The sequence below is a fragment of the Microbacterium sp. MYb66 genome (assembly GCF_002979435.1).
Taxonomy (GTDB): domain Bacteria; phylum Actinomycetota; class Actinomycetes; order Actinomycetales; family Microbacteriaceae; genus Microbacterium.
Genome location: NZ_PCOV01000004.1, coordinates 260,068 through 286,424, shown reverse-complemented (window position 1 = coordinate 286,424; position 26,357 = coordinate 260,068). Strand labels below are relative to the sequence as shown.

Here is a 26,357-nt window from a genome sequence, read left to right as displayed (position 1 = left end):
TTGAGTTCTCAAGGATCGGATGCTCCCACGACCCAGCCATCACAGCCAGGCCCGCAGGGCAACTTCTCTATCTTACCGATCTCGTTTCCGTTGTCAAGTCCGCATTTCTGCGACTTGCTCGAGGGAACGAGTCGGTTTCCTTCATCCGGTTCACTCTGTGAGTGCTTGGATTCGGGAGGTGTTCGATGCTTGACGGGAGCCGGTCCGAGGACCTCCGCTCAACCGTTTGGGGCGAACAAGTAATAAGTTACGCGGATCCCGGGGATCCGGCAAATCAGGGCTGACCGCCGGGCGTGTCGCGCCTGTCTCCGCATCATGGCGCAGGCACACCCACTCCTTCCCGACCCGCCGGAGCATGTGCGGGCCCCGCGGCTGAGGTCGAGCGCGTCTCGTGTCGGTCGTTCCGCACACCGGTGGCGACTGTGCCAGAAGGGAGGCCGCGGAAAGTGGCTGGAGAAAGAAGAGAGCCCCCGGCTCTAGCCGGGGGCTCTGCTGTTCCGTGGACCTAAGGGGATTCGAACCCCTGACCTCCTCGATGCGAACGAGGCGCGCTACCAACTGCGCCATAGGCCCGTGAACGACATCTACGCTATCACGACGGATGAGCGTTCCGCGTCGCGGCCGATCACCCGGCTGCGCGCCGAGAGAGAAGTTCGCGGACGTGCGCCTCGATCTCGGCATCGTCGACGAATCCCATCCGCGCGTACGGAGAAGAGGCGGCCGGCAACGCCACGGGCGCCTCGGGCGCCATCTGCTCCGCGCGCTCGCGCAGAGCAGCGACCCTCGCAGCCTTGCGGCGCTGCTCCTGTGCCTCGATCTGGGCCTGTGCCGCCTGCGCGCGCGATCCAGCCACGGACACCAGCGGCTCCGGCAGCGGGCGCGGCGTCCATGTCGCCCGTCCTTGGTCGTGCAGCTCGGGAGCGATGCGCGGAACTGCAGGGGCGGCGACGACATGAGTGGCGCGCGCGACGCGAGTGGCGACCGCTGCCATCCGCTGCAGCGTGACGCCGGCGATCAGGACGACCGCACCGCCGATCCACGCCAGGACCGAGCTCCCCGCAGCGATGATCTGCCAGATGCCGAGACCGGTGACGCCGAGACCGACCACGAGTGTGCTCGTCGCGATCATGCGGACGCGTCGGCGGGCACGGGCACGACGGATCACCGGGTCGGCCCTGGTCGCCGCGAGCTCTTCACGGAGTTTCTCGAGCTCGGCGGCCTCTCGTTCGGACTGCACACGCTTGGCCAACTTCTGCTGCGCCAAAGCGGTGCGGGCGTTCAGCTCGAAGCGCACCTCGCCGGGAGTCTCGCTCGTCTCGGCCAGGACGCGAAGGGCCTGATTCAGCCGCACCGCATTGCGTTCTGCGGCGTTGTACTGGAAACGCCCTCGCCAGGAGGGCAGCAGATAGAGCATCCAGAGCAGCACGGCGACGAGCACGATCACTCCCCCGCTCAGCACCGGCCCGTCCATATCGACAACGCTAAGGGTTGGAGGGTGTCTGCGCCGTGCAGAAGGGCGCGTGTCGCGACGAGTCTGCCCGGATCGCCGCGAGACGGCCGCTGTTCAGTGCGAAATGCGGTCGGACGGCGGCACGGTCGCGGCATCCGGCGGCACCTGTCCGCTCAGCCAGCGCGCGAGCACGCCCTGCGGAACATCCTCGCGCGTCAGGGCGAACGCATAATGATCACGCCAGTCGCCGTTGATGTGGATGTAGCGACGCCGCAGCCCCTCGTAGCGGAACCCCAGCTTCTGCACGATGCGGAGACTCGCGACGTTCTCCGGGCGGATGCAGATCTCCATCCGGTGCAGTCCGTACTCCGTGAAGCACGCGTCCGTCGCCAGCGCGACGGCGGTCGGAGTGATCCCCCGTCCGGCGAATCGCTCGCTGACCCAGTAGCCGATCGTCGCCGAGCACAGCGAGCCGCGCGCGACTCCCCACACGTTGAGCTGCCCGGCCACCTCGCCGTCGTACTCCATCACGAACGGGTAGCCCGAGCCGTCCCGGTACTGCTGGAGCAGTCGACGGATGCTGAGCCGCATGTCGAACGACACCGCTCCGTATGGAACCGTCGCCTCCCACGGCTGCAGCCACGACCGGTTCGCGAGCAGCTCGTGCTGCAGCGGTCGGGCATCCTTGGCCCGGACGAGCCGCAGTTCAATGGGTCCGTGTCGCATTCCCGCCGCCAGATCCATGCCGCACCGACGCCCGCAGAGTCGCCTAGAGGCGTTCCGCGAACTCCTTGAGCCAAGGCCGCAGCTCGGGGCCGAGGTCTTCCCGGTCGGAAGCGAGCTGCACGATCGCCTTGATGTAGTCGACACGGTCGCCGGTGTCATAGCGACGCCCGCCGAAGATCACGCCGACGACGCCGGGGCCGTCGGGATCGGTCGCGAGCTCCTGCAGCGCATCCGTGAGCTGGATCTCGCCACCCTTGCCCGGCTCGGTGCGCTCGAGGATCTCGAACACGGACGCCGGCAGCACGTAACGGCCGATGATCGCCAGATTGGACGGTGCGTCCTCCTGTGCGGGCTTCTCGACCAGTCCGGTCACCCGGACCGCGTCCGATCCCTCGATCTTCTCGACTGCGGCCGCGCCGTACATGTGGATGTTGGCCGGATCGACCTCCATCAGGGCGATCACCGCGGCGCCGGTGCGCTCGTGCTCGGCGATCATGTCGGTGAGGAGGGGGTCGCGCTCGTCGATGAGGTCGTCACCGAGAAGGACGGCGAAGGAGCTGTCCCCGACATGGGTGCGAGCGCGCAGCACCGCGTGCCCGAGGCCCTTCGGCTCGCCCTGGCGGACGAAGTGGATGTCGGCGAGGTCGCTGGACTTCATCACCCGCTCGAGTCGTCCGGTGTCGCCCTTCTCCATCAAGCGCACCTCGAGCTCGGGCACCGAATCGAAGTGGTTGGAGATCGCGTTCTTGTTGCGACCGATGATCACGAGGATGTCGTCGATTCCGGCATCCGCCGCCTCTTCGACGACGTACTGGATCGCCGGCTTGTCGACGACGGGGAGCATCTCTTTCGGCATCGCCTTCGTCGCAGGCAGGAATCGAGTCCCCAGTCCTGCCGCGGGAATGACGGCTTTGATCTTGTGGTCGGCCATCCTCCCAGCCTAGCGGTGAGTGCCGCCGTAGACTCGGAGCCATGTCGAACGACGTCGAACACGCGAAGCGCGCACTCCGCGCCGAGCTCCGCGAACGACGCCAGCTCCTCTCGGACGCGCAGCGCGAGGCCGCGGCCATCGCGATCGGCGAGCGCCTCGACGTCCTGGTCGGTGAGCTCGGCGCGCGGTCGATCTCCTGCTTCCTCTCCACCACGACCGAGCCGGGAACCCGGGACTTCGTGACGAGGGCCGTGCGACGCGGCATCCGCGTGCTCCTCCCGGTGACGCGCGCCGACGGGCTGCTGGACTGGGCCGTCGCGACGGATGACGACGAGATCTCCGAGGGGTTGCACGGCCTCCCGGAGCCGACCGGGGAGGTACTCGGTCCGATCGCCGTCAACGACGTGGATCTGATGATCGTCCCCGCCGCCGCGGTCGATCGCACCGGGATGCGGATGGGCTGGGGTCGTGGCTACTTCGACAAGACCATCGGTTCGATGGAGAAGTGCCCGCCGGTCTATGCGGTCATCTATGATTCCGAGGTACTCGACGAACTTCCGCGGGAGGTGCACGACCAGCCAGTGAACGGCGTCGTGACTCCGTCGCAGACCCTCACCCTGTCGCCTCGGCGACGCTGAACCGCAAGGACCCCGATGCCCACCTATGCCTATGCCTGCAGGTCTTGCGGGCACCAGTTCGATGCCGTGCAGAGCTTCTCCGAGGATGCGCTCTCGGTGTGCCCCGAGTGCGGCGGCGAGCTGCGCAAGCAGTACGGCTCGATCGGCGTGACCTTCAACGGATCCGGCTTCTATCGCACGGACTCGCGCGCCAAATCCGGTGGAACGAAGGATGCTTCGGCATCATCGAAGACGGAATCGACGACGAGCGCCAAACCGGCAGCTGCGTCGACGCCGGCCTCTTCGTGAGGCCCTGATCTACTGGGGGTTCCCATGCTCAAAGGTTTCAAGGACTTCCTGCTCCGCGGCAACGTCATCGATCTTGCGGTCGCTGTGGTCATCGGTACCGCTTTCACCGCAATCGTGACGGCAGTCGTCAACAGCATCATCAACCCGCTCATCTCGCTCTTCCTCAAGGCGGACGCCGCCGGCGAGTTCGGCATCCCGGTGCCGAACATCTACGGCGAGACGGTCATGTTCCCGATCGGCGATCTGATCACGGCGATCATCAGCTTCCTCGCCGTCGCCGCCGTCGTCTACTTCGTCTTCGTGCTGCCGATGAACACCTTCAAGGCGCACGTCGAGGCCCGCAAGGGCACGCCCGCCGAGGAGCCCGAGGAAGAGCCGGCCGCAGCGACCGAGGCCGAGCTGCTCGTCGAGATCCGTGACCTGCTGAAGGCCCAGCGCGGAGCCTGACCAGCTCTTTCCGCACCCAGAGACGCACGGCTCCTCTTCGGAGGAGCCGTGCGTTTCTGCTGCGCTGACCGTTGACCGACGGGTGCGCCGGCAAATGCACGATCAGTAGTGCGGGGGCACGTCCTGGATCAGCTGGTCGTCATTCGGTCCCTTGACGCCCTTCGCACGCACGGCCGGAGCCGTCGGATCGCCCGTACCGGACTCCGGCTCCGGATCGCTCCCGGGCACCGGTGTCAGGCGGGCACGCCGAGAGCCGGGAACCCGCACGACCCGCTGGCGAGACGCTGGAGTGTCGGACTCGTCAGTCATTCTGCGTGTCGACGATGTCGATGGGCTGGGTGTCGTTCTCCGCCCGCGGCGCGGACTCGGAGATGCCCAGCACCGCGGCGATCCGCGACGCCGCCGTCACCGGATCGCTGTAGAGATCGAAAGCATGCACGCGGACGTAGTGCCAGCCGAGGCGACGGAGCACATGCGGACGCAACCGCAGTGTCTCGCGCAGAGACTCGCCCCGCGACTCGGGGTCGGGCTCGATCACGACCGCCTTGCCGCCGTGCTGTGCGACCAGCGGCAGCAGTCCTCGATAGTCCACGTCGACGGATGCTCCCAGACGCCGCAGCTCTCGCGCCAGAGCGAGGGTCAGCGGGTCGGCCAGGTCTTCCAGACGAGCATCCCTGCTGCGCGCGGCAAGACCCCCGAGGATCGACATCAGCGTGGCCGCTCCGTGCTCGAGGCGTCCGTCATCGAACGAGGAGGGGCGGATCGACGAGACGAGAACCATGGAACGACGAGCTCGCGTCATCCCGACGGTGAGCAGGCGCTCCCCGTCCGGAGTGGAGAGATCTCCGAAGTCGCTCAGGACGCGGCCGTGCTTGGTGAGGCCGTAGCCGAGCGAGAAGATCACGCGGTCACGGCTCTCGGCGACCGACTCCTCGAGCGTGAGGACGGCGAAGGGCTCGGCCGTGTCTCGGCCGACGAAGTCCGCCACGTCGGAGCGACCGGCGAAGGCCGACGTGACAGCGGCTCGGACGCGCTCGGCATGACGCGCGCTCGCGGTGACGACCATGAGGGACTCGGCCGGACGGTGGACGGCATGCTCGACGACGAGGGTCACGACGCGCGCGACCTCGGCATCAGGACTCTCGACCGCGCCGGAAACAGGGTCGGGCGCGCCCGTCCCGCCTTCCACGTAGTCGACCGTGAGGCTGCCGCGACCGAGGTACGAGCCAGCCCAGGGCAGCGACACGATCTCGCCGCCGTAGAACGCGTCGTTGATGAGCTCTGCGAGGTCCTCACCCCCGGCGCGATAGCTGCGGGTCAGGGTCATCACGGGCAGAAGCTCGGAGAGCCGCTCGAACGCCGAGACATCGTCGAACGGCACCTCGGCCTCCCACGATTCGTCAGGGTCGACGGCGATGTGGAACGGAGTCGGACGCTGGGTCACGGGGTCGCCGAACGCCACGATCTGGCGAGCCCGCCGGATCGCGGGGGCGGCCTCAGCGAGATTGATCGCGGCGGCATCGACGAGAAGTACCGTGTCGAACTCGACGGATTCGGGGATCTCCGGCACCAGGTAGGGCGAGGAGATCCACACGGGTGCCAGGACATCGACGAGGGTGGGCGCCGCGCTCACGACCTGCGCGGTCGTCGTCGCGGTCTGCGTCAGCGCGCGGCGCAGATGCTGCGACTGCTGAGGCTCGTCGACGATCGCGATCCGCCACTGATTGGCGAGCTGCCAGGCCAGCAACGGCCCCGCCATGGCGGCGTGCGCCTCGTCGACCAGCCGGAAGTCCCGCTCGAGGCGGTCGACCACGGCGGTGTTCGCGCCCAGAAGGGCGCGATTGTCCTGCAGGGCCCGCTCGAGGAGCGACTGCCACCACGCGAACTCGAGCTCCTCCCCCACCTGCGACTCGGACACATGGCGGACCGAGAGCTCGGCCAGCAGAGGCTCGAGCCCGAGGAGTGCGAGCCGATCACGCAACTGCGCGCGCTCCACGAGGTTCTCGAACACGTCGGACTTGGCGGCGAGGCCGGCCAGCGTGCGCACCAGGCGCGCGACCGGCAGCGATGCCAGTGGTTCACGGCGACCGAGAGCCACATCGAGCTCGGCCAGTTCGGCTTCGACACGCTGCCAGGCCACGTGCACGTCGGCGAGACCGAGCGGGATCTCCGGCGCGACACCGGCCTCGACACAACGCTGCCACTGGGTGCGCTGGGTCTGGATCCTCAGCAGGGCCTCGTGCATCTCGGTGACGTGGACGCCGGGGCGGACGTACTCCTTCGCGAGGCGACGCAGTCGCCGCCTGTTCGCACCCGAGAGGCCGGGAGCGTCACGGCGTGATCCGTGCGCCTGGATGAGCTCGCCGAGCGGGCGCTCGAACACCGTGGGGCTGAACCGATCGAGCGAGTCCCGGATGCCCTGCAGCAGGCGCAGGTATTCGCCGAGTTCATCGATGGTCGCGAACGGCCGCATGTGCGTCTGCGCGATCAGCTCGTAGCCGCGCTCGAGGAGCGCGGGGACGCTGTCGGAGTGCAGGCGCCCCGCGAGCTCATGAGCGGCGCGAGCTGCTTCGGTGCTGGGGAAGGTCACCCCGTACCAGGGGGAATCGTCGGGCCCGAACCGGAACTCCCCCAGACGGGCGGCCTGCGCGAGCGCCTCCGCGGCCTCGCTGCGATCGGCGGCGAGACGGCGCAGAGCATCGGGCCCCAGTCGAGCAGTGGTCGTCGGAGGCACCGGCAGGGAGGCCAGCCTCGTGAGATGCCGCGTCGCGTCGAGCACCGATGCGTTCATGCCCGCCACCGGCGAAGTGAGCGCCTGACGGTAGTCGCGGAGGACGGTGCGAAGGCGCACCAGCGCGTCGTCGACCTCGCTCACCTTGGGTGCTGCTGCCTTCTCGTTCCGCCCGATCGCCCTCACCAGGTCGCGGCGCACACTCGCGGGAGAGATCGCGAGGCTGTCGAGCCCGATCCCCGCGAGGCGGTGACGCACCCCGTCCAGCGTTGAGCGCCGTGCCGATACGACGAGGACGCGCTTGCCACCACGCACGAGCTCGCCGAGCGCGTTGATCACGGTCTGCGTCCCGCCGGTACCCGGAAGGGTCGCGACGGTGAGGGAGTGTCCTGCGGCGATGCGGGCGAGCACGGCCTCCTGCTCGGCATCCGCGTCGAGAAGGAGGTTGTCGGATGCCGGGGCACGGTCATCCGGACCGGTGTGGTGCGGGATCGCCCGAGGAGCGGTCACCCGCTCGCGGTCGCCCACGTGACCCCCGAGCGCGTTCAGTACCTGATGATCGAGGCTTCCGCCGTCACGGGACATCACACCGGACACGTCAGCGAAGGTCGAGACCACCAATCGCGGCTCGACGGAGAAGGTGTCGATCGAGCGTGACATCGCGCGCAGGCTGTCGATCACGGGTTGCGGCTTGAAGATACCGCCGTCGTAGGCGAGGGCGGCGAGCGCCGCGGCATCGATCGAGAGACCGAAGTGCTCGCGCGCGATGCGGACGAGCTCCGGATTCACTTCGAACGCGCCCTGGAGCTTGAGCTCGAAGTCGGAGTGGTGACGTCGGATCGCAAGTGGGCGCAAGAGCACCGGCGCAGCGAACCCCGCGCCGCCGATGCGCCACCGGGCGACTCCGACGGCGAGGTGCACCGCTTCGATCCCACGGACGGTGCGCAGTTCTGTGTTCTTGGCGGTGATCCGCTCGGCCGCCATGCGCGCCGTGCGAAGCCCCACCTCATCGCGGAAGAGGTTCGACAGCAGCGTCGACTTCCCGGTGATGAACTGCGGCAGGCTGCCGGGATGGGCCTTGGAGATGTCGATGCCCGACTCCGGGCTGTCGCGGAAGCTGGTCAACGGCGAGGGGCCGCCGAGATCCGCCGCCTCCGCCCGCAGGCGGGTGCGCTCGGCCTCCGCCGCGTGCGCGATGTCGACGCCCGTCGTGCTCTCGTGCAGATCGCCGAGCGGCACAGCAGCTTCCGCTGCTGTGTCATCCGCAGACTTGTCTTCACGTCGCCACACACTGACACCCTAGGCGCGCGACCGCATCCTCGCGGGTAACCCGGGCGGGTTTCCGCCGAATTCCCGCGCTGGGGCGGCCGACGCGCACTCGTCCTACCGCACTCTCGCTCCGGCCACGTTGTCCACCGAGCGCGGGGCACCGGCATCCCGAGCGCGATCGGGACGGTCAGTATGGTGCCATGACCTTCCGCTACGACTTCGCCCCGACTCCTTTCGGCGATGCGCTCGCGGTGTTCTCCGACGAGGGCATCGTGCGATTCGACCTGTCCGAATCCGAGGATCCGCTCGTGCCCTGGCTTCTCGAAGGCGTCACCCGCCAGCTTCACGCCGTCCCGGAGCATGAGGTCGGCGCCGCCGACAAACTCGCACAGCTTCTCGCCGACTACTTCGACGGCGAGCCGGTCCGCTTCGAGGATCACATCCGACTCGACTGGCGACTCGTTGACGGGTTTCACCGCACCGCCCTGCAGACGATCTCCTCCATCGCATGGGGGGAGACGATGAGCTACGGAGACGTCGCCGTCCTCGCGGGCCACCCCGGTGCGGCGCGTGCCGTCGGCACGGCGTGCCGACTCACTCCGTTCTCGATCATCGTGCCCGTGCATCGCGTCGTTCGGTCGGACGGCACACCGGGACACTATGGCGCCCACCCCGAGCGCAAGCGGTTCCTACTCGATCTCGAGGCGGGTTGAACCGCCCGGAGAAAGGGCGTGGATCCGGCGTGTAGGCCGCCGGGTCCACGCCTGTGAACGCGGCGCGATATCGCAGTGATATCGTCGACGCTACGAATCGGGGAACGCAGCCGTCACCCCGGAAGCAGGTACCCGTGAGTTCACCAGCCCCCGTCGAATCCGAGGCGGATCTCGTCGCCAATGCGGTGCGCGAGCTCGCCAGGCGAACTCGCTTTCCCGTGGCCTTCGGCGGGCTCATCGAAGAGGGCGTCGTGAGCGTGACCAGCATCGTCGGTGCCCGCACTCGTTCCCTGGATGGGTTGCGGGTGCGCCCGGAACGCGGACTCGGCGGGCGGGCGATGATGGAGCTCCGGCCCCGGATGACGAGTGACTACGGCTCGTCCCAGCAGATCACGCATGACTACGACGTCTTCGTCCTCGGTGAAGGACTGCGCACTCTCCTCGCGCTGCCGATCGTGGTGCACGGCCGCTCTCGTGGCGTCCTCTACGCCGGCGGATGGGATGAGGAGCAGGTCGGAGGTGTGACCACAGCTCCCGCCATGCAGGTGGCGCAATCGGTCGCCGACGAACTCCGCATCCGCGACGAGGTGCAGCGTCGGCTCCAGACGAAGTCCCCCGGGAGCGAGACCGTCGCACCGGCTCAGCGCGAGGAGTTGCGGGAGAGCTTCGCCGAACTCCGCAGCATCGCGGCCGCGGTGGAAGATGCCGAGATCCGTGCGCGGATCGCCCAGGTCGAACGGCGGTTGGTGGCACTGGCCGGCAGCCCGGTGCCGACCACGACAGGGCCGGTACCGACCGTCCACCTGTCTCGCCGCGAGACCGATGTCCTCGCCTGCGCCGCCCTGGGGGCGACCAACGCGGAGATCGCGGCGCAGCTCGGCCTGCGCGAAGGCACGGTGAAGGCCTATCTCGGCACAGCGATGTCGAAACTCGATGCATCCACTCGCCACGCCGCGGTGACCCGCGCGCGCCGTGCGGGGCTTCTCCCCTGACATTCCTCCGAATTGAATTGTTTCGCCTCGCAATTCGTGGTCTTGTCGCAATTCGGCCAGGAAGGTAAAGTCATTTCCATGGCGAGACGAATTGTGCATCAGCTGGTCGACGATATCGATGGCAGCGTCCTGGAAGTCGGCGAAGGTGAGACAGTTCATTTCTCACTCAACAGCACCTCCTATGAGATCGATCTGAACGCAGCGCATGCGGAGGAATTGCGCAAGGCGCTCGAACCCTATATCTCTGCGGGACGTCGAGCCGGCTCCGCCAGCACCGCGCGTTCTTCCGCTCCCCGCAAAAGGCCGGCGCGGAACCCTGAGGTGGCCTCCATCCGCGCCTGGGCAAACGAGAACGGTTACACCCTTTCTGAGCGTGGGCGCATTCCCGCGCCGATCGTCGAGGCGTACAACGCCGCGCACTGATCTGATCCCACTCGGCGAAAGAATGGCGAAGGACTATACGTCGGCCTTCGGCAGCCAGGGCTCGTCGCGCAATGTGATCTCCTCGGTCATATCCGTGAGGAATCGGATCACGACATCGCGCTCCAGGGGCGTCAGCCGCGCCGCGGCGTAGAACCTCTTCGCCTGCTGCCGCCCGACGGTCTCCATGGCCGCGTGCCTGGTCTCCGGAGTGATCGTGATCTCGAGCGCCCGCCGGTCTGTGGGATGCGGTGCGCGTCTGATGTGCCCACCGCGCTCCAGGCGGTCGAGGAGCTTGGTCGTGGCCGCTGTCGACACCCCGAGGTGATGAGCGATACCGCTCGGCGTCGCAACCAGTTCACGGTTCGCGCACACGATGAGGTAGTGCAGCGCCCGCATGTCCGTCTCGTTCAGCTGCATGTAGCGGCGGGAGGCCTGAGACAGCCGCTGCTCCGCGTCGCGGAGGCTCCCGAGTGCGCCCATCAGCACGGCGATCTGCCGCAGGTCCTCGGGCGGGACGCCCGTCCTGTCGATCAGGGTGCTGCGCGGATCGCTGGCCTCGACGTCGTAGATCGCCGCATGGCTCAGGCCGTCCGGCGTGGACTTCTCCGAGTCCTCTGCGCTCCCCTGTTGCGGGCGCGAGTCATGCGCGCCCGTGAGCGGGGTGGTGCCGCGCGCGGTGTCCATGCGATCATGTTACACACGAACAGTTTCATGCTAAGTTGATTACTCACCAAGTTAGCTAAGGCTCGAGAGGATGCCATGGACGACGTGACTCTCCTCGCCGAAGACGGGACCGCCGTCGGAGTCCTGCCCAAGAGCGAGGTCCACACCACCGACACCCCGCTCCACCTGGCCTTCTCCTGCTATCTCCTGGACAAGCAGGGCCGACTGCTCGTCACCCGCCGCGCGCTCTCCAAGCGCACGTGGCCCGGAGTGTGGACGAACAGCTTCTGCGGCCATCCCCGCCCCGGTGAGGACATGGAGGAGGCCGTCCGACGACGCGGCGACGACGAACTCGGCATCCGTCTCGACAGCATCCGCCTCGTCCTTCCCGACTACCGCTACCGGGCCGTCGACGCCAGCGGCATCGTCGAGAACGAGATCTGCCCCGTGCACGTCGCGATCGTCGACGGGGACCCTTCCGCCGATCCCGAAGAAGTGGCGGAATGGGCTTGGACCGAGGTGTCTGCTCTCGTCGAGGCCGTCGCCGGCGCCCCGTTCGCATTCAGCCCGTGGCTCGTCGAGCAGTTGCCGCTGCTCCGTCGCCTCGGCGAGGTCTGAGCCATGACCGCGACGGCGACGGCGGAAGGTCTCGGGACGCGGATCGAAGAGGCCCTGCGCCTCCGGTTCGCAGAACAGACGGCCGCCGCCGAGCGCTACGGCACCGAGTTCGTCGCGCTGTGGAAGTACGCGGCGGAGCACGCCCTCGGCGGGAAGCTCGTGCGCCCTCGACTGCTCCTGGATCTGTTGGGAGCGCTGGCGCCGTCCACCCTGTCCGATGAAGAGGCTCGACGGGCCATCGGGGTCGCGGTGGACGTCGAGATGCTCCACTTCGCCTTCCTCCTGCACGACGACGTCATCGACGGCGATCTCATCCGCCGCCGCCGCCCGAACCTCATCGGATCCCTCGTCGCTCGGCACGCGGCCGAGCCGGAGGAACCCATCCTGCACTGGGCGCGTTCGAGCGCGATCCTGCTCGGCGACCTCCTCCTGGCTTCGGCGACTCTCGGCTTCGCCCGCGCGGATGCCTCCCCCGACACCCGTGAACGTCTGCTCTCCCTGCTGGAACAGACGATCTTCGAGACGGTGGCCGGTGAACACTCGGACATCGCGCTGAGCGACGGGGTCATCGCCCCCGATCTGCGGACGATCCTCGACACGAGTGCGTACAAGACCGCGACGTACTCCTTCGTGCTGCCCCTGCGTGCGGCTGCGGTGCTCGCGGGCGCCTCGCCGGCCGCCGAAACGAGTCTCACCGAGATCGGTCGACACCTCGGGCTGGCCTATCAGCTTCAGGACGACCTGCTCTCGGTGTTCGGCGACCCCTCCGAGCACGGCAAGGACGCCTTCTCGGATCTTCGCGAAGGCAAGGAGACCGCGATCATCGCCTATGCGCGGATGACCGGTCACTGGCCGAGCATCGAGCTGCGTTTCGGCACGGCGGACCTGAGCGCAGCGGACGCCTCCGACATGCGGGATCGCCTGACCGAGTGCGGCGCTGAACGGTTCGTGCGCGGCCTCGTGGAGGAGCAGCTCAGGGCCGCATCGGCCGTGCTCGCCGAGGCCGAGGCCGCCGGGAACCTGTCGGCAGCAGCCGGCCGCACGATCCTCACGCTCGCTGCTCGCATCGAGGGCCGCAACGGATGACCGAGAACCGCGGAGGCCGCTCCGACCAGGGCGCTCTCAGGCGCTTCAACCGCACGGCCGAGATCGCCACCACGGATGTCATCCGCACCTATTCGACCTCGTTCGGACTCGCGACGCGTCTGCTCGGGCAGCGCCATCGTCAGCACGTGCGCAACATCTACGCCATGGTGCGGATCGCCGATGAGATCGTCGACGGGGTGGCGGCCGAGGCCGGGCTCGACGTCGCGGCGCAGTCCGCGGCTCTCGACTCCTATGTCGCCGAGACCCACCGCTCGATGCGCAGCGGGTACAGCAGCGACCTGATCCTGCACGCCTTCGCCCGCACCGCCCGCGAATGCGGGATCAGCGAGGAGCTGACCGTTCCCTTCTTCGACTCCATGCGCGCCGACATCGCCGAAGACGCCGACTTCGCGGCCTATGACGCCGACGCACATGCCGCCTACGTCTACGGCTCCGCCGAGGTCGTCGGCCTCATGTGCCTGCAGGTGTTCCTGCGCGAGGCCGAGCGCACGCCCGCTGAACTCGAAACCCTCCGCCGCGGTGCACGCCAGCTCGGCGCCGCTTTCCAGAACGTGAACTTCCTTCGCGATCTCGCTGACGACACGGATCGTCTGCAGCGCGGCTACCTCGGTGGCTCCGAGCGCCTGACGGACGCCGATCGCGATGCCTGGGTCGACACGGTCTTCCGGCAGCTTGCCGATGCCCGCGCCGCGATCCCTCTGCTGCCCAAGGACGCACGTGCCGCAGTGCGCAGCGCCCTGGCTCTGTTCGCCGCGCTCACCCGTCGTGTGGCGAAGACGCCAGCCGAGACCCTCTACCGACGACGTGTGCGCGTCCCCGACCCCGTCAAGGCCGTCCTCGCCGGGCGGGCGGTCGTCGTCACGGCGATGGAACGCGACCGATGAGCCGCGTCGTCGTCATCGGCGCAGGCGTCGCCGGCCTGGCGACCGCAGGCCTGCTCGCACGCGATGGACATGAGGTCGTCGTCCTCGAGAAGAACGAGCGCGTCGGCGGACGAGCCGGGACGATCGAACGCGACGGCTTCCGCTTCGACTCCGGTCCGTCCTGGTATCTCATGCCCGAGGTCTTCGACCACTTCTTCGCGATGATGGGCACGACGACCGAGGAGCAGCTCGACCTCACCCGTCTCGATCCCGGGTATCGGGTGTTCCGCTCCCCCGAGTCGACGGATGCCGCGCAAGGCCCGGTGACCGTGCCTGCCGGCCGAGACCAGGTCACACGGCTGTTCGAGTCGCTGGAGCCCGGCTCGACCGGCGCGCTCGACTCCTACCTCGACTCCGCGCAGCACGCCGGGACCATGGCGCAGAAGTACTTCCTCTACAACCCGTTCACCCGGATGCGATCGCTCTTCGCACCAGAGGTGCTGCGTGCGCTCCCCCGCTTGTCCGCACTGCTCGGCACGCGGCTCCAATCCTTCGCGGCACGCCGTTTCCGGCATCCGGTGGTGCGCCAGATCCTCGGATACCCGGCCGTCTTCCTCGGCACCGATCCACGGAGCGCTCCGGCGATGTACCACCTGATGAGTGCACTCGACCTCGACCAGGGCGTCAGCTATCCGCAGGGAGGCTTCTGGCGCGTGGTCGAGCAGATCGAAGCGCTCGCGCGCGACGCCGGAGCACGGATCGTGACCGGGGCCGATGTCACCGGCATCCGCACGCAGGATGCCGACGGCGTCACCCACGCGACCGGTGTCGGCTGGGTCGACGAGGCGGGCGACTCACACGTCGAGAGCGCCGACATCGTCGTCTCCGCGGCGGACCTCCATCACACCGAGACGTCCCTGCTTCCCCGTTCCCTGCAGTCGTATCCCGAGAGCTGGTGGGCGCGGCGGACCAGCGGACCGGGTGGCGTGCTCGTGATGCTCGGCGTGCGGGGCGCGCTGCCCGAGCTCCCCCATCACTCCCTGTTCTTCACGGACGACTGGGACGCGAACTTCGATGCGATCTTCGGTCGGTCACCCTCCGTTCCCGCCCCGGCATCGACCTACGTGTGCCGCCCGAGCGCCACCGATCCGGATGTCGCCCCGGCCGATCACGAGAACCTGTTCGTGCTCGTCCCCGTGCCGGCCGACGTCGATCTCGGGCACGGTGGGCCCGACGGCGCGGGGTCCGATGCGATCGAACGCGCGGCGGACGCCGCGATCGACCAGATCTCGAGCTGGGCGGGCATCCCCGACCTCCGCGAACGCATCGTGGTGCGCGAGACGAAGGGTCCCGCGGACTTCCGCGACGACTACCGTTCCTGGCGAGGCGGGATGCTGGGCCCCGCCCACATCCTCTCGCAGAGCGCGATGTTCCGCGCACAGAACGCATCTCGCCGCGTACGGGGTCTCTACTACGCCGGAGCCACCACCGCTCCGGGCGTCGGCGTTCCGATGTGCCTGATCAGCGCGGAGATCGTCCTCAAGCGGATCCGCGGCGACCATTCCCCCGGCCCACTGCCGCATCCCGCACCGTCTGCCGGGGCGGAGCACTCCTGATGGGCGCGGTGTATCTGGTCGCCCTCCTCGTGTCCCTGGGCTGCATGCTGCTGCTCGACTGGCGATTCCGCCTGTTCTTCTGGCGCGACGCGGTGTCGGCCCTCGTGGTGACGGCCGTCGGCCTCGTACTCTTCCTCGTCTGGGACATCGCGGGCATCGTCAACGGCATCTTCCTCCGAGGAGACGCGGCGATCGCTACCGGACTGGTTCTCGCGCCCGAGCTGCCCATCGAAGAACCGGTATTCCTGCTCTTCCTCGTGGTCTGCACGATGGTGATCTACACCGGATCCGTGCGCCTGCTCTCGCAGCGACGGAAGCAGCGCCGCACGCAGGGGGGTCGCTCATGACCTACGTCCAGCTCGCTGCGTGCTTCCTCGTCCTGGCTGCCGTCGGCGGGGTCGTGCTGACACTCGCCTCCCGTCGCCGGGGGCCCTCGCCCCTCGCCGTGCTGCTCACAATCATCGTGCTGTTCCTGCTCACGGCCGTGTTCGACACCGTGATGATCGCCAGCGGCCTCTTCCACTACGCCCAGGACCCGCTCCTCGGCCTCCACATCGGCTTGGCCCCCATCGAAGACTTCGCCTACCCGCTCGCCGGCGCCCTGCTCCTCCCCGCACTGTGGGCGGCGATGAGGGCGCGGCGGCGAACGCAGGACCGCCGTTCTCCCGACCAGCTCGAGGAGAGCTGATGAGCTCCGCTTCCTCTCCGGCTTCGTCGCTGCGGCGAGACCTCGCGCAGATCGTGCTCTCGTCGCGGCCGATCAGCTGGATCAACACCGCCTTCCCGTTCGCAGCGGCCTACCTCCTCAGCACACGCGAGCTCGACATCACCCTGGTGATCGGCACCCTGTACTTCCTCATCCCCTACAACCTCGCGATGTACGGGATAAACGACGTCTTCGACTACGCCTCCGACCTGGCGAATCCCCGCAAGGGCGGAATCGAGGGCGCGCTCCTCGCTCCCCGCATCCATCGGGCGACCCTCTGGGCGGCCGCCGTCACGAACGTTCCGTTCCTCGTCTACCTCGTGATCGTCGGGAACCCTGCGTCGTGGTTCTGGCTCGCGGTGAGCGTCTTCGCGGTGATCGCCTACTCGGCTCCCGTACTGCGGTTCAAAGAGCGGCCCTTCCTCGATTCGATCACCTCGAGCACGCATTTCGTGAGCCCCGCGATCGTCGGCCTCGCGCTGGCCGGCTCCCCGGTCACCGCCGGCGCGGCACTGACGCTCGGCGCCTTCTTCCTCTGGGGGATGGCCGCCCATGCATTCGGTGCCGTCCAGGACATCGGCCCGGACCGCGAGGGCGGGATCTCTTCGATCGCGACGGTCATCGGCGCACGGACGACCGTGCGCCTGTCGCTCTCGCTGTGGGTCGTGGCGGGGGCGGCGATGCTCCTCACGCCCTGGCCCGGACCGCTCGCCGCCGCCCTCGCGCTGCCGTACATCCTGAACGCGGCTCCGTGGTGGAACGTCACGGACGACACCTCCGCTTCCACGAACCGCGCCTGGCGACGTTTCATCGCCCTGAACTACTTCGCCGGTTTCCTCGCGACGATGATCCTCATCCTCGCGTGGGTCTCCTGACCTCCTCCCCGCAGCCGTCCCTCCGAAAGGAATCCGATGTCCCGCCCCGATCCCACGCCGACTCCGCCGACCAGGGAGCGTTCGCGTCGCCGCTCCTGGGTGCGCGTCTTCCTCCCCGTGGCTCTGATCCTCGTGTGGTTGGTGGGTGCGTCGCTCGGCGGGCCGCTGTTCGGGAAGGTCGACGAGGTCTCCTCCAACGAGCAGACGACGTATCTCCCCGAGTCGGCGGATGCGACCCAGGTGCAGCAGCTCCTCGGCGACTTCAACGACAGCGACTCGATCCCGGCGATCGCGGTCTTCACGTCCGAAGAGGAGCTCACCGCGTCGGATCTCGATGCGATCTCGGATGCCGTCGCCGACGCACCGACCGTGGAGGGGATCGGGGACGACGTGTCACCGGCTCTCCCCTCGGAAGACGGACGAGCCGTCCAGGCGTTCATCCCCATCGACTCCGATGCCGAGCTCGCCGATGCGACGTCGGCTCTCGGCGATGAGCTGCGCGCCGCCGTCCCCGACGGCATCACGGTCTACATCACCGGACCGGCCGGGTTCAGCGCGGATCTGGTCGCAGGTTTCGCCGGCATCGACGGACTTCTCCTCGGCGTCGCTCTCCTCGCCGTCCTGGTGATCCTGGTGCTCGTCTACCGCTCATTCCTGCTGCCCCTCGTCGTTCTCTCGACGAGCCTCTTCGCCCTCTGCGTGGCGCTCCTGGTGGTGTGGTGGCTCGCGAAGTTCGAAGTGCTGCTGCTCAGCGGGCAGACACAGGGCATCCTGTTCATCCTCGTCATCGGTGCGGCCACGGACTATGCCCTGCTCTTCGTCGCGCGCTTCCGCGAGGAGCTGCGCGTCTCGCAGGACAAGGGCGTCGCTGTCCTGGCGGCGTGGAAGGGATCCGTCGAACCGATCGTCGCCTCCGGCGGCACGGTGATCGCAGGACTCCTGTGCCTGCTGCTCAGCGACCTGAAGTCGAACAGCACCCTCGGACCCGTCGCCGCGATCGGCATCGTGTTCGCGATGCTCTCCGCGCTGACGCTGCTCCCCTCACTGCTGCTGCTCTTCGGCCGCGCGGTGTTCTGGCCGCGACGCCCGCACTTCGAGCCGGAGGTCGTCGCCGCGGAGCACGGCATGCGCACGACGGGGCTGTGGGCACGGCTCGCGGGTCTCATCAAGCGTCGCCCACGAGCGATCTGGATCGTGACGACCCTCGTTCTGCTGGCGGGGGCGGCGGGCATCACACAGCTCGACGCGAACGGCGTGCCGCAGTCCGACCTCGTCCTGGGAGCATCCGAGGCACGCGACGGTCAGGTGGCTCTGGGCGAGCATTTCCCCGGCGGATCAGGAAGCCCGGTGTACGTGGTCGTCGCGGAGGATCAGCTGCAGGACGCGGCCGACGTCCTGCTGGCGAACGAGGGCGTGGACGCTGTGTCGGTGACCGCCGCGGACTCCCCCAGCGGTACGGCTCCTGTGACCGAAGACGGCATCACGGCGATCGGTGCACCCGGCAGTCCCGCGCCCGACCCCACCACGGTCGACGGCGACGTGCTCCTGCAGGGCACTCTGACCGATGCCGCGGATTCGGATGCCGCAGCATCGACCGTGCGCGAGCTCCGCAGCGAGCTCGGCGACCTGGATGCGCTCGTCGGCGGTGTCACCGCGACCTCGATCGACACGAACGACGCGTCGATCCACGACCGGAACCTCATCATCCCGGTCATCCTCGTCGTGATCATGTTCATCCTGATGCTCCTGCTGCGCTCGATCCTCGCACCGGTGCTGCTCATCCTCACGACAGTGCTCTCCTTCGGCACGGCGATGGGGGTGTCCGCTCTGGTCTTCAACGGGATCTTCGCGTTCCCGGGAGCCGACCCGGCCGTCCCGCTCTTCGGCTTCGTATTCCTCGTCGCCCTCGGCATCGACTACAACATCTTCCTGATGACCCGGGTCCGGGAGGAGTCGAAGGCACACGGCACGCGCGAGGGGATCCTGCGCGGACTCTCGATCACGGGCGGCGTGATCACGTCTGCGGGGCTCGTCCTGGCGGCGACGTTCGCCGCGCTCTCGGTGATCCCGATCCTGTTCCTCGTGCAGCTGGCGTTCATCGTCGCCTTCGGGGTGCTGCTCGACACGTTCGTGGTCCGTTCGCTGCTGGTTCCCGCGCTGACCTACGACATCGGCAAGGCGATCTGGTGGCCCTCGAAGCTGTGGAGGCGCGGCGAGGACTGAGACGCAGGGGCGTGCGGTCGGTCGCCTAGACTGGACGCACGCCCTCGTAGCTCAGGGGATAGAGCAGCCCTCTCCTAAAGGGCAGGTCGCAGGTTCGAATCCTGTCGAGGGCACGACGTGCTGAAGGGGAGCCGCCCGAGGGTGGCTCCCCTTCAGCACGTCTCAGGCGGCAAGCGCCAAGTACGGCTCCCACCGCGGATCGCTGCGCTCGGTCCCGCGGACGGTCCACGCGGTTCCGTGCGGAGGTCGAGGGGTGAAGCGCAACTGCCACCGCATCTCCTGGGGAGTGCGGTCACTCTTGACGTTGTTGCAGCGCAGGCAGCAGGCGACGAGGTTCTCCCAGGAGTCCGCTCCCCCACGCGAACGCGGCAGCACATGATCGATCGTCGACGCTGCTTTGCCGCAGTAGCCGCAACGATGGTTGTCGCGCCGCAGCACACCTCGCCGCGTCACCGGCACTCGTCTGCTCGTCGGAACCCGGACGTACCGGGCGAGGATGATGACCGCCGGGCGTTCGTAGACGCCGTGGGTACCCCAGACGGGGTCATCCTCCACGCGTTCGATCACGGTCGCCTTGTCATTCATCACGAGCACCAGGGCTCGCTTGAACGACACGATCGCGAGTGGCTCGTATCCGGCATTCAGGACCAGTGTGCGCATTCGTCATCCTCTCGATCCGCCGGGACGGCTTCCCGGCACTCTCGACTCACACGAGGTCGCGCAGGTGGCAGAGCGATCGTGGGGACGAAAAAAGGCGCCGTCTAAAGACAGCGCCTTTCGCGCACGGCAACGCCGTGGCTTCCCCGCGGGCTATGCAGAAGGACGTGACGACCGAGGGCATCCATGGTTCGGATGGTCGGTATTCGCTCCATCAGCCTCTCCCACCTGTACGACAACGGGATCAGGCTAACCCATCGCGCTGGGTACGAGGCCCAACGGCGGGTGAATGGCGGGGAGCGTGTCCGGAAAGTCAGCCGGCGTTGACCGAGAGCCACGACATGGGCTCGACGAGTCCGCCATTGATCCAGACCTCGAAGTGGAGGTGGTTGGCGGTCGATCGCCCGGTGCTGCCGACGTAGCCGATCAGCTGTCCGGCGGAGACCGTCTGGCCGACCTGCACCTGGCGCGACCCGTAGATCATGTGACCGTAGGTGGTCTGCACGCGCTGACCACCGACGACGCTGTCGAGCATGACGCACACGCCGTAGCCGCCGATGCTCTCGGCAGAGGCGCGCACGACACCCGCGGCGGCGGCATAGATCGGGGTACCGGCCGGAGCGAGCATGTCGGCACCGTTGTGGCCACCGCCCACAGTGCGGCTGACGTTCCAGGAACCCATCGGAAGCGGGTATCGCACCTCGCCGGATCCCGGCGACGTGAGCGCGTACCCCGCAGTGTTGAAGCGGGCGGATGCCGTCGATGCCGCAGCGGCGCGAGCGGCCGCGGCCTCCTCGGCCTTCTTCTTCGCGACCTCTTCCGGAGTCGTCGCACTGAACGTGCCACGGTTCAGAGGCGCGGCCGTTGCCTGCGAGGCGACGACGAGTGACTGCGCGTCGACGGCGGCGAGCTGCTGCAACGTCGTGGGGGCGGCTTCGCTCGGCTTCGACGACGCGAACGCGGGGAGCGCGATTCCCGCGACCAGTGCACCGACTGCCCCGAAGATGGCGATGGATCGGAGTGGCTTGACGGCCTTTCGAGCACCCACGCGCGCGCCGGTCCGGCGGGCTGGTACTCGGTCTTCAGATGTCTTCTTCGCGGGCGGTTCGATGTCTGCGGCCAAAACGTGGTCCTCCTGGGCCCTCGCGCTGTTCGGGTAGCGCTGGCTCGTCGGCACTCTGCTCTCGTGGCACGAATGTAGCTCGGGTACTTTGTGCGTTCCTGCCGTGAAGACGACGAGCCTGGAAGGCGATCTTCGCGGGTTCATCCTCAGCGGGCTTCTTCGCCGAGGACTTGACCGAGGCTACCGGAAGATAACGATCATGTCACCCTGCGAACCTGACAATCGTCGGGGAGGGCGCAGCCGGCACACCCACGCACCGGCATCCTGCCCCGGATTCCCGGCGGATCAGGCCGGTTCGCCCACCAGGAAGATGTGCGATGCCAGTTCGACGGGAAGCTCGAGCCCGTCCTCCTTGCCGTCCATCTGGATGAGGACGTAGCCCTCGCTGAAGCGGAAGTCGCCGTGTGCGCCGGGAACGACGCCGGCGTCGCGCAACTGCTCGAGGAGCTCGGGGTCGACCTGCGCGGGCTCGGCGAGGCGCCGGACCGTGCCTTCGACGGGCTCGCCCGCCGCGTTCAGACGCTGGACCAGGCCGATGACGCCCTCGTCGAACGTGCGCGCGGGAACATCCCCGAGCTGGTCGAGTCCGGGAATCGGGTTGCCGTACGGCGATTCGGTGGGATGCCCGAGGAGCTCGACGAGGCGACGCTCCACCTGCTCGCTCATCACGTGCTCCCAGCGGCAGGCCTCTTCGTGCACGAACGCCCAATCGAGTCCGATGACGTCGGACAGCAGGCGCTCCGCGAGACGGTGCTTGCGCATCACGTTCACGGCTTTGCGGCGCCCGGCGTCGGTGAGCTCGAGCGTGCGGTCTTCCGAGACGATGACGAGGCCATCGCGCTCCATGCGCCCGACGGTCTGCGAGACCGTCGGGCCGGAGTGGCCGAGGCGCTCGGAGATGCGCGCGCGCAGCGGCACGATGTTCTCCTCCTCGAGTTCGAGGATGGTGCGGAGATACATCTCCGTGGTGTCGATCAGATCGGTCATGTGCAGGCCCTCCGAGGTTCTTAGGCAAGCCTACATTCCCGGACCGACATCGGATCCGAAGCCGGTCCGGCGCCCTGCCGGACGCCCCCTAGAATCGACCCATGGCGATCGAGATTCCCCGTGACCTCCTGCCCGCTGACGGCCGCTTCGGCTGCGGCCCCTCGAAGGTGCGCCCCGCGCAGCTCGAGGCGCTGGTCGCCTCGGGAGCGTCGATCCTCGGCACGTCCCACCGGCAGGCGCCCGTGAAGAACCTCGTCGGCAGTGTGCGCGAGCAGCTCGCCGCTCTGTTCCGCGTCCCGGAGGGGTACGAGATCCTCGTGGGCAACGGCGGCTCCACCGCGTTCTGGGACGCCGCGGCGTTCGGCCTCATCGAACGTCGCAGCCAGAACCTCGTCTTCGGCGAGTTCGGCGGAAAGTTCGCCGCCGCGGCCGGTGCCCCCTGGCTCGAGGCGCCCGATGTGCGCAAGGCGGAGCCCGGTTCCCTCACCGTCGCAGAGCCCGTACCGGGTGTCGACGTGTACGCCTGGCCCCACAACGAGACCTCGACCGGCGTCGCGGCTCCCGTCCGCCGCATCGACGCCGAGGGCGCGCTGACCGTCATCGACGCGACGAGCGCCGCCGGCGGCATCGACTTCGACGCGGACCAGGCCGACGTCTACTACTTCGCCCCGCAGAAGAACCTCGGTTCGGACGGCGGCCTGTGGTTCGCCGCGGTGTCCCCCGCCGCGATCGAGCGCATCGAGCGCATCGCGGCGTCCGGGCGCTACATCCCCGAGTTCCTGAGCCTGAAGAACGCCGTCGACAACTCCCGGCTCAATCAGACGCTCAACACCCCGGCGCTCACCACGCTGCACCTGCTGGACAGCCAGCTGCGCTGGATCCTCGACAACGGCGGCCTCACCTGGGCCGCGGCGCGGACGTCCGAGTCCTCCGCGGTGCTGTACGACTGGGCCGCGGCCTCTTCCGTCGCGACGCCGTTCGTCGCGGACGCGGCGCACCGCTCACCCGTGGTCGCGACGATCGACTTCGACGACAGCATCGACGCCGCAGCGATCGCCAAAACGCTTCGGGCCAACGGCATCGTCGACACGGAGCCCTACCGCAAGCTGGGTCGCAACCAGTTGCGCGTCGCGACGTTCGTCTCGATCGAGCCGGACGACGTGCGCCAGCTGACCCGTTCGCTCGACTACGTGCTGGAGAACCTGAGCGCCTGAGCGCCCGCGGTCACTCTTCCTCGTCGACCTCGCCGGCGTCCTCATCCAGGTCGTCGGCGTCGTCGTCTTCCAGGTCGTCTTCGTCGACGGTGTCGTCGAGCTCATCGATGTCGACGCCATCGAGGTCGCCGGCGTGCAGGATGTCCGCTTCGCCGTCTTCGAGGTCGTCATCGTCGTCGAGATCGTCGTCGTCGAGCACATCGTCCAGAGCATCGCCGTCGGTGGTTCCACCATCGTCGGCAGCAGCGGCCGCCTCGGCGAGCTCGACCTGATGCGCGCGATACTCCGCCAGACGCTCGGCCCAGGGCACCCATTCCGGCGCGAGGAGCGCACCGTCACCGGGCAGGAGTTCGATCTCGAGGACCGTCGGCTCCTCGTCTTCGACCCGTGCGACCGTGACGGTCCAGTACCACCCGGGGTAGCCGGCGAGCCGGTTCCCGAATCGCAACGACACCGAGCCGTCCTCTTCCGGAAGATAGCCGGCTGCCGGTCCGATCGTGGACGCCGGAGTGATCTCGCCCAGTGCGGCCAGTGCGAGATCGTGGGCGTCGATGAGACGCGCGTCGGCGTCAGGCTTCGAGGTCATCAGCGACCTTCCGCAGGACGGCCGCGATCTTGCGGCCGTGTCCGGAGGCGGGGTAGCGTCCGCGGCGGAGATCCCCGCCGATGCCGTCGAGGAGCTTCACGAGGTCTTCGACGATGATCGCCATGTCATCCGCGGGCTTGCGCTTGGCCTTCGACAGGCTGGGCGGCGCCTCGAGCACGCGCACCGAAAGCGCCTGCAGCCCCCGCTTGCCGTCGGCCACGCCGAACTCCACGCGCGCACCTGCCTTCACTGCGGTACCCGCGGGCATCGCAGAGGCGTGCAGGAAGACGTCTTGGCCGTCATCGCTGGCGATGAAGCCGAAACCCTTGTCTTCGTCGTAGAACCTGACCTTGCCGGTGGGCATGGGAGAACCTCGCTGGGATCGATGTGCAGAACGGTTGACGCGCTCATGCGCGTGCTCTCAGCCTACCGGTCGTGGGGCGCGCGGAATCGAAGGTCGGGGTGCGAGTAGGCTGAGACGGATGAGCACGCAGAATACCGAACCGGAGGTTCCCGTCCGCCGGCTGGATCGCATCCTGGCGTTCTCCGCGCTCGGAATCGCCGCGGCATCCGTGGTGTGCTTCTTCGCCATCATCATCGGAACCGGTCTCGGGATGGATCAGTCCGCGTTCGGCGAGGGAGTGTGGCCGATCGTCGCCGCGATCCCCTACTGGGGCCTTCCGATCGCGTTCCTCATGATCATCGCGCTCCTGACGATGAGCTTCATCCGGAAGGGCCGCGCGTCTTCGCGTTCCTGAGGCATCGGCCATGAGCACTCACGCGCGACCGCTGGCGGATTGGCTGGCGGCGGCGAGCGATGACGACCTCCTCCGCCTGTTCGCCGCGCGAGGCGTGCGACCCGATGCGGCGTGGAAGGACTTCTTCGACGCCGCAGAGGCTCTTCTCGACCCGATGTCGTTGGCGCGGGTCCTCCCCTCCCTGACGGCATCGGAGGCGACGGCTCTGCTCTCTGCGGCAGCGGGCGACGGAGCGGGCCGCGAGCGGGAGCAGCTGACCGCACTCGCTCTGCTGCGACAGGACGGCTCACCGTACCCGCCGGTGAATGTCGCGATCGCAGGGCGCACGGCGTCGGAGCCTTCCGCGTCGGAGGCAGCTCCCCCGTCCTCGGAGACGGAGTCAGCGCACGCGGCCGAGCGCGCCTTCACCACGGTCGCCGTTCTCGCCGACCTGCTCCTCCTCGCCAGGGAGAGCCCGTTCGCACTGCTGACCGGAGGAGGCGTCAGCGCCGGGGAGAAACGTCGACTCGCCGAAGCCGGTGTTTCCGCGGAGATCGTCGACACCCTCGCGGCGATCGCGTTGCAGGCCGGACTCGCCGTCGCCGCCGACCGCCGGTTGCGCTCGAGCCAGTCGGCGGAGGACTGGCTGCGGGCCTCCGCCGCCGATCGATGGATCGTGCTGGCGACCGCCTTCCGCGACTCCCTTCCTCGCGGCGTCCGTTCGGAGACCGGCGGATGGACCCCTCCGCAGACCTGGCCGCTCGCGCACCCCTGGGATCCGACCTGGACAGATCGGTCGCGCACCCTGCAGGAGGGTGCGCGCCTCCTCGGCCTGATCGCGGAGGACGGCACCGAACCGGAATGGGCTGCGGATCTGCGCCGCGGGGACCCCGCAGATGCCGGCGCGCTCGTACGACTGCTCCCGGCCGAAGTCGACCGGATCTTCCTGCAGAACGACCTCACGGCGATCGCCCCCGGGCCGCTGGAGCCTGCCCTGGATGTGCGGCTGCGCACGATCGCCGCCCGCGAGTCCGCGGCGCAGGCCTCGTCGTACCGATTCACCTCGGAGTCCGTGGCGCACGCATTCGTGGCAGGTGAGACGGAACATTCGATCCTCGAGTTCCTGGGCTCCATCTCGCTCACGGGCATCCCCCAGCCGCTCAGCTACCTGATCGCGCAGACCGCACAACGACACGGTCTGGTCCGTGTCTCCACCGACGACGAGACCGGCCGCACACGCATCGAGAGCTCCGACCCGCACCTCATCCAGGCGATGGCGGTGGACCAGTCGCTGCGCCCGCTCGCGCTCAGCACGCACGTCGACTCCCTCACCACCCGGGTCGGCCGCGAGACCGTGTACTGGGCGCTGACCGATGCCCGGTACCCGGCGACGCTCGTGGGCGCCGACGGCGCGCTCCTCGTGCGCGAGCGGCACCCGGCGCCGCCTGCGCCGCTTCCGAGCACGGATTCCTCAGACCTCGCTCCCCTGATCACGCGGCTCCGCTCTCACCAGGGACCGGATGCCGATGCTGCCTGGCTCGATCGCGAGCTCGAAGCAGCCGTGCGTGCGAAGTCCGTCCTCCAGGTAACGGTGGGCATGCCGGACGGCTCCACACGAGAGCTGCTCCTGGAGGCGACGGGGATCGGCGGCGGCAGACTCCGTGGACGGGATCGGGCTGCCGATGTCGAGCGCACGCTCCCGGTGTCGAGCATCCTCACAGCCACGATCGTCGCGCCGTAGGCCCTGCCCCTCGCGCGACCGCTAAACTGGACA

General features: G+C 68.3%; 28 protein-coding genes and 2 tRNA genes. 18 read left to right on the top strand and 12 right to left on the bottom strand.

Features of this window, described 5'->3' with window-relative positions; all coding sequences use genetic code 11:
* Positions 1-500: 500 nt before the first annotated feature.
* From CQ045_RS11425 to galU, 4 genes are all read right to left on the bottom strand, one after another.
* Positions 501-573, bottom strand: a tRNA-Ala gene (locus tag CQ045_RS11425).
* A gap of 52 nt (positions 574-625) precedes the next feature.
* On the bottom strand, positions 626-1,471 hold the full coding sequence (locus CQ045_RS11420; protein ID WP_105723744.1) for a hypothetical protein: 846 nt from the start codon (positions 1,469-1,471) through the stop codon (positions 626-628).
* Between the two features lie 93 nt (positions 1,472-1,564).
* The gene (locus CQ045_RS11415) at positions 1,565-2,176 is read right to left on the bottom strand and encodes a GNAT family N-acetyltransferase (RefSeq protein ID WP_105723778.1); all 612 of its coding nucleotides are present in this window, start codon (positions 2,174-2,176) and stop codon (positions 1,565-1,567) included.
* Between the two features lie 43 nt (positions 2,177-2,219).
* On the bottom strand, positions 2,220-3,107 hold the full coding sequence (gene galU, locus CQ045_RS11410) for a UTP--glucose-1-phosphate uridylyltransferase GalU (protein WP_105723742.1): 888 nt from the start codon (positions 3,105-3,107) through the stop codon (positions 2,220-2,222).
* A gap of 41 nt (positions 3,108-3,148) precedes the next feature.
* Between galU and CQ045_RS11405 the strand changes: the two genes are divergently transcribed.
* From CQ045_RS11405 to mscL, 3 genes are read left to right on the top strand one after another with little or no spacing between them, the layout of a single operon-like run.
* Complete coding sequence (locus tag CQ045_RS11405; RefSeq protein WP_105723740.1) at positions 3,149-3,745, top strand: 5-formyltetrahydrofolate cyclo-ligase; 597 nt, start codon at positions 3,149-3,151, stop codon at positions 3,743-3,745.
* A 15-nt stretch (positions 3,746-3,760) separates the two neighbouring features.
* Entirely contained in the window at positions 3,761-4,033 is a 273-nt protein-coding gene (locus tag CQ045_RS11400; RefSeq protein WP_105723737.1) for an FmdB family zinc ribbon protein, read from the top strand.
* 24 nt (positions 4,034-4,057) lie between these two features.
* On the top strand, positions 4,058-4,480 hold the full coding sequence (gene mscL, locus CQ045_RS11395) for a large conductance mechanosensitive channel protein MscL (protein ID WP_105723735.1): 423 nt from the start codon (positions 4,058-4,060) through the stop codon (positions 4,478-4,480).
* A gap of 102 nt (positions 4,481-4,582) precedes the next feature.
* On the opposite strand, the gene CQ045_RS11390 is transcribed toward mscL, so the two are convergent.
* Both CQ045_RS11390 and CQ045_RS11385 read right to left on the bottom strand, forming a co-directional pair.
* Positions 4,583-4,789: a hypothetical protein gene (locus CQ045_RS11390; RefSeq protein ID WP_105723733.1), complete on the bottom strand. Its 207-nt coding sequence runs from the start codon at positions 4,787-4,789 to the stop codon at positions 4,583-4,585.
* Entirely contained in the window at positions 4,782-8,450 is a 3,669-nt protein-coding gene (locus tag CQ045_RS11385; protein ID WP_181156541.1) for an ATP-binding protein, read from the bottom strand. The genes CQ045_RS11390 and CQ045_RS11385 overlap by 8 nt, the downstream gene beginning before the upstream one ends.
* A gap of 230 nt (positions 8,451-8,680) precedes the next feature.
* Here CQ045_RS11385 and CQ045_RS11380 point away from each other — a divergent pair, with 230 nt between their 5' ends.
* The 3 genes from CQ045_RS11380 (at position 8,681) to CQ045_RS11370 (ending at position 10,608) form a co-directional block, all read left to right on the top strand.
* The gene (locus CQ045_RS11380) at positions 8,681-9,193 is read left to right on the top strand and encodes a methylated-DNA--[protein]-cysteine S-methyltransferase (protein WP_105723729.1); all 513 of its coding nucleotides are present in this window, start codon (positions 8,681-8,683) and stop codon (positions 9,191-9,193) included.
* A 134-nt stretch (positions 9,194-9,327) separates the two neighbouring features.
* Positions 9,328-10,185 carry a LuxR C-terminal-related transcriptional regulator gene (locus CQ045_RS11375; RefSeq protein ID WP_105723727.1) on the top strand — a complete coding sequence of 286 codons (858 nt, stop codon included), beginning with the start codon at positions 9,328-9,330 and terminating at the stop codon, positions 10,183-10,185.
* A 78-nt stretch (positions 10,186-10,263) separates the two neighbouring features.
* Entirely contained in the window at positions 10,264-10,608 is a 345-nt protein-coding gene (locus CQ045_RS11370; RefSeq protein WP_105723725.1) for an Lsr2 family protein, read from the top strand.
* Positions 10,609-10,641: 33 nt separating this feature from the next.
* On the opposite strand, the gene CQ045_RS11365 is transcribed toward CQ045_RS11370, so the two are convergent.
* The gene (locus CQ045_RS11365; protein WP_105723723.1) at positions 10,642-11,292 is read right to left on the bottom strand and encodes a MarR family winged helix-turn-helix transcriptional regulator; all 651 of its coding nucleotides are present in this window, start codon (positions 11,290-11,292) and stop codon (positions 10,642-10,644) included.
* A 75-nt stretch (positions 11,293-11,367) separates the two neighbouring features.
* Here CQ045_RS11365 and idi point away from each other — a divergent pair, with 75 nt between their 5' ends.
* The 9 genes from idi (at position 11,368) to CQ045_RS11320 (ending at position 19,392) form a co-directional block, all read left to right on the top strand.
* Entirely contained in the window at positions 11,368-11,889 is a 522-nt protein-coding gene (gene idi / locus CQ045_RS11360) for an isopentenyl-diphosphate Delta-isomerase (RefSeq protein WP_105723721.1), read from the top strand.
* A 3-nt stretch (positions 11,890-11,892) separates the two neighbouring features.
* Entirely contained in the window at positions 11,893-12,975 is a 1,083-nt protein-coding gene (locus CQ045_RS11355; protein WP_105723719.1) for a polyprenyl synthetase family protein, read from the top strand.
* Positions 12,972-13,880 carry a squalene/phytoene synthase family protein gene (locus tag CQ045_RS11350; protein WP_105723717.1) on the top strand — a complete coding sequence of 303 codons (909 nt, stop codon included), beginning with the start codon at positions 12,972-12,974 and terminating at the stop codon, positions 13,878-13,880. The genes CQ045_RS11355 and CQ045_RS11350 overlap by 4 nt, the downstream gene beginning before the upstream one ends.
* Positions 13,877-15,475 (top strand): phytoene desaturase family protein, encoded by a 1,599-nt coding sequence (crtI, locus tag CQ045_RS11345; RefSeq protein ID WP_105723715.1) that lies wholly within the window; start codon positions 13,877-13,879, stop codon positions 15,473-15,475. The genes CQ045_RS11350 and crtI overlap by 4 nt, the downstream gene beginning before the upstream one ends.
* Positions 15,475-15,822, top strand: a complete 348-nt coding sequence (locus tag CQ045_RS11340; protein WP_105723713.1) for a lycopene cyclase domain-containing protein — start codon at positions 15,475-15,477, stop codon at positions 15,820-15,822. Before crtI ends, CQ045_RS11340 begins: the two co-directional genes overlap by 1 nt.
* Complete coding sequence (locus CQ045_RS11335) at positions 15,819-16,163, top strand: lycopene cyclase domain-containing protein (protein ID WP_105723711.1); 345 nt, start codon at positions 15,819-15,821, stop codon at positions 16,161-16,163. The genes CQ045_RS11340 and CQ045_RS11335 overlap by 4 nt, the downstream gene beginning before the upstream one ends.
* On the top strand, positions 16,163-17,056 hold the full coding sequence (locus tag CQ045_RS11330) for a prenyltransferase (protein ID WP_105723709.1): 894 nt from the start codon (positions 16,163-16,165) through the stop codon (positions 17,054-17,056). The genes CQ045_RS11335 and CQ045_RS11330 overlap by 1 nt, the downstream gene beginning before the upstream one ends.
* A 36-nt stretch (positions 17,057-17,092) precedes the next feature.
* A complete protein-coding gene (locus CQ045_RS11325) occupies positions 17,093-19,279 on the top strand; it encodes an MMPL family transporter (RefSeq protein WP_105723706.1) in 2,187 nt (728 codons plus the stop codon).
* A 40-nt stretch (positions 19,280-19,319) separates the two neighbouring features.
* A tRNA-Arg gene (locus CQ045_RS11320) sits at positions 19,320-19,392 on the top strand.
* Positions 19,393-19,441: 49 nt separating this feature from the next.
* Here CQ045_RS11320 and CQ045_RS11315 read toward each other — a convergent pair.
* The 3 genes from CQ045_RS11315 to CQ045_RS11305 all read right to left on the bottom strand — a co-directional run bounded on the left by CQ045_RS11315 (position 19,442) and on the right by CQ045_RS11305 (position 22,046).
* On the bottom strand, positions 19,442-19,939 hold the full coding sequence (locus CQ045_RS11315) for an HNH endonuclease (protein WP_029262732.1): 498 nt from the start codon (positions 19,937-19,939) through the stop codon (positions 19,442-19,444).
* 310 nt (positions 19,940-20,249) lie between these two features.
* Positions 20,250-20,984 carry a M23 family metallopeptidase gene (locus CQ045_RS11310; protein WP_105723703.1) on the bottom strand — a complete coding sequence of 245 codons (735 nt, stop codon included), beginning with the start codon at positions 20,982-20,984 and terminating at the stop codon, positions 20,250-20,252.
* Positions 20,985-21,344: 360 nt separating this feature from the next.
* Entirely contained in the window at positions 21,345-22,046 is a 702-nt protein-coding gene (locus CQ045_RS11305) for a metal-dependent transcriptional regulator (protein ID WP_105723701.1), read from the bottom strand.
* A 101-nt stretch (positions 22,047-22,147) separates the two neighbouring features.
* Here CQ045_RS11305 and serC point away from each other — a divergent pair, with 101 nt between their 5' ends.
* Positions 22,148-23,260 carry a phosphoserine transaminase gene (serC, locus tag CQ045_RS11300; protein WP_105723699.1) on the top strand — a complete coding sequence of 371 codons (1,113 nt, stop codon included), beginning with the start codon at positions 22,148-22,150 and terminating at the stop codon, positions 23,258-23,260.
* A gap of 10 nt (positions 23,261-23,270) precedes the next feature.
* Here serC and CQ045_RS11295 read toward each other — a convergent pair whose 3' ends face one another.
* Positions 23,271-23,846: a DUF3027 domain-containing protein gene (locus tag CQ045_RS11295; protein ID WP_105723697.1), complete on the bottom strand. Its 576-nt coding sequence runs from the start codon at positions 23,844-23,846 to the stop codon at positions 23,271-23,273.
* Positions 23,830-24,210 carry a cold-shock protein gene (locus CQ045_RS11290; protein WP_105723695.1) on the bottom strand — a complete coding sequence of 127 codons (381 nt, stop codon included), beginning with the start codon at positions 24,208-24,210 and terminating at the stop codon, positions 23,830-23,832. Before CQ045_RS11290 ends, CQ045_RS11295 begins: the two co-directional genes overlap by 17 nt.
* Before the next feature lie 118 nt (positions 24,211-24,328).
* Here CQ045_RS11290 and CQ045_RS11285 point away from each other — a divergent pair, with 118 nt between their 5' ends.
* Both CQ045_RS11285 and CQ045_RS11280 read left to right on the top strand, forming a co-directional pair.
* The gene (locus CQ045_RS11285; protein ID WP_105723694.1) at positions 24,329-24,604 is read left to right on the top strand and encodes a multidrug ABC transporter ATPase; all 276 of its coding nucleotides are present in this window, start codon (positions 24,329-24,331) and stop codon (positions 24,602-24,604) included.
* Positions 24,605-24,614: 10 nt separating this feature from the next.
* The gene (locus CQ045_RS11280) at positions 24,615-26,324 is read left to right on the top strand and encodes a helicase-associated domain-containing protein (protein WP_105723692.1); all 1,710 of its coding nucleotides are present in this window, start codon (positions 24,615-24,617) and stop codon (positions 26,322-26,324) included.
* The last annotated feature ends 33 nt before the right edge of the window (positions 26,325-26,357 follow it).

Excerpts from the sequence above, each read along its gene's own strand:
- CQ045_RS11365 (WP_105723723.1), bottom strand. The coding sequence starts at position 11,292 with ATGGACACCGCGCGCGGCACCACCCCGCTCACGGGCGCGCATGACTCG.
- CQ045_RS11290 (WP_105723695.1), bottom strand. The coding sequence starts at position 24,210 with ATGCCCACCGGCAAGGTCAGGTTCTACGACGAAGACAAGGGTTTCGGC.
- CQ045_RS11315 (WP_029262732.1), bottom strand. The coding sequence starts at position 19,939 with ATGCGCACACTGGTCCTGAATGCCGGATACGAGCCACTCGCGATCGTG.
- CQ045_RS11295 (WP_105723697.1), bottom strand. The coding sequence starts at position 23,846 with ATGACCTCGAAGCCTGACGCCGACGCGCGTCTCATCGACGCCCACGAT.
- CQ045_RS11305 (WP_105723701.1), bottom strand. The coding sequence starts at position 22,046 with ATGACCGATCTGATCGACACCACGGAGATGTATCTCCGCACCATCCTC.
- CQ045_RS11370 (WP_105723725.1), top strand. The coding sequence starts at position 10,264 with ATGGCGAGACGAATTGTGCATCAGCTGGTCGACGATATCGATGGCAGC.
- CQ045_RS11400 (WP_105723737.1), top strand. The coding sequence starts at position 3,761 with ATGCCCACCTATGCCTATGCCTGCAGGTCTTGCGGGCACCAGTTCGAT.
- CQ045_RS11325 (WP_105723706.1), top strand. The coding sequence starts at position 17,093 with ATGTCCCGCCCCGATCCCACGCCGACTCCGCCGACCAGGGAGCGTTCG.
- CQ045_RS11330 (WP_105723709.1), top strand. The coding sequence starts at position 16,163 with ATGAGCTCCGCTTCCTCTCCGGCTTCGTCGCTGCGGCGAGACCTCGCG.
- CQ045_RS11380 (WP_105723729.1), top strand. The coding sequence starts at position 8,681 with ATGACCTTCCGCTACGACTTCGCCCCGACTCCTTTCGGCGATGCGCTC.
- serC (WP_105723699.1), top strand. The coding sequence starts at position 22,148 with ATGGCGATCGAGATTCCCCGTGACCTCCTGCCCGCTGACGGCCGCTTC.
- CQ045_RS11415 (WP_105723778.1), bottom strand. The coding sequence starts at position 2,176 with ATGCGACACGGACCCATTGAACTGCGGCTCGTCCGGGCCAAGGATGCC.
- idi (WP_105723721.1), top strand. The coding sequence starts at position 11,368 with ATGGACGACGTGACTCTCCTCGCCGAAGACGGGACCGCCGTCGGAGTC.
- CQ045_RS11335 (WP_105723711.1), top strand. The coding sequence starts at position 15,819 with ATGACCTACGTCCAGCTCGCTGCGTGCTTCCTCGTCCTGGCTGCCGTC.
- CQ045_RS11390 (WP_105723733.1), bottom strand. The coding sequence starts at position 4,789 with ATGACTGACGAGTCCGACACTCCAGCGTCTCGCCAGCGGGTCGTGCGG.
- CQ045_RS11340 (WP_105723713.1), top strand. The coding sequence starts at position 15,475 with ATGGGCGCGGTGTATCTGGTCGCCCTCCTCGTGTCCCTGGGCTGCATG.
- CQ045_RS11350 (WP_105723717.1), top strand. The coding sequence starts at position 12,972 with ATGACCGAGAACCGCGGAGGCCGCTCCGACCAGGGCGCTCTCAGGCGC.
- galU (WP_105723742.1), bottom strand. The coding sequence starts at position 3,107 with ATGGCCGACCACAAGATCAAAGCCGTCATTCCCGCGGCAGGACTGGGG.
- CQ045_RS11420 (WP_105723744.1), bottom strand. The coding sequence starts at position 1,471 with ATGGACGGGCCGGTGCTGAGCGGGGGAGTGATCGTGCTCGTCGCCGTG.
- mscL (WP_105723735.1), top strand. The coding sequence starts at position 4,058 with ATGCTCAAAGGTTTCAAGGACTTCCTGCTCCGCGGCAACGTCATCGAT.
- CQ045_RS11280 (WP_105723692.1), top strand. The coding sequence starts at position 24,615 with ATGAGCACTCACGCGCGACCGCTGGCGGATTGGCTGGCGGCGGCGAGC.
- CQ045_RS11355 (WP_105723719.1), top strand. The coding sequence starts at position 11,893 with ATGACCGCGACGGCGACGGCGGAAGGTCTCGGGACGCGGATCGAAGAG.
- CQ045_RS11285 (WP_105723694.1), top strand. The coding sequence starts at position 24,329 with ATGAGCACGCAGAATACCGAACCGGAGGTTCCCGTCCGCCGGCTGGAT.
- CQ045_RS11405 (WP_105723740.1), top strand. The coding sequence starts at position 3,149 with ATGTCGAACGACGTCGAACACGCGAAGCGCGCACTCCGCGCCGAGCTC.
- crtI (WP_105723715.1), top strand. The coding sequence starts at position 13,877 with ATGAGCCGCGTCGTCGTCATCGGCGCAGGCGTCGCCGGCCTGGCGACC.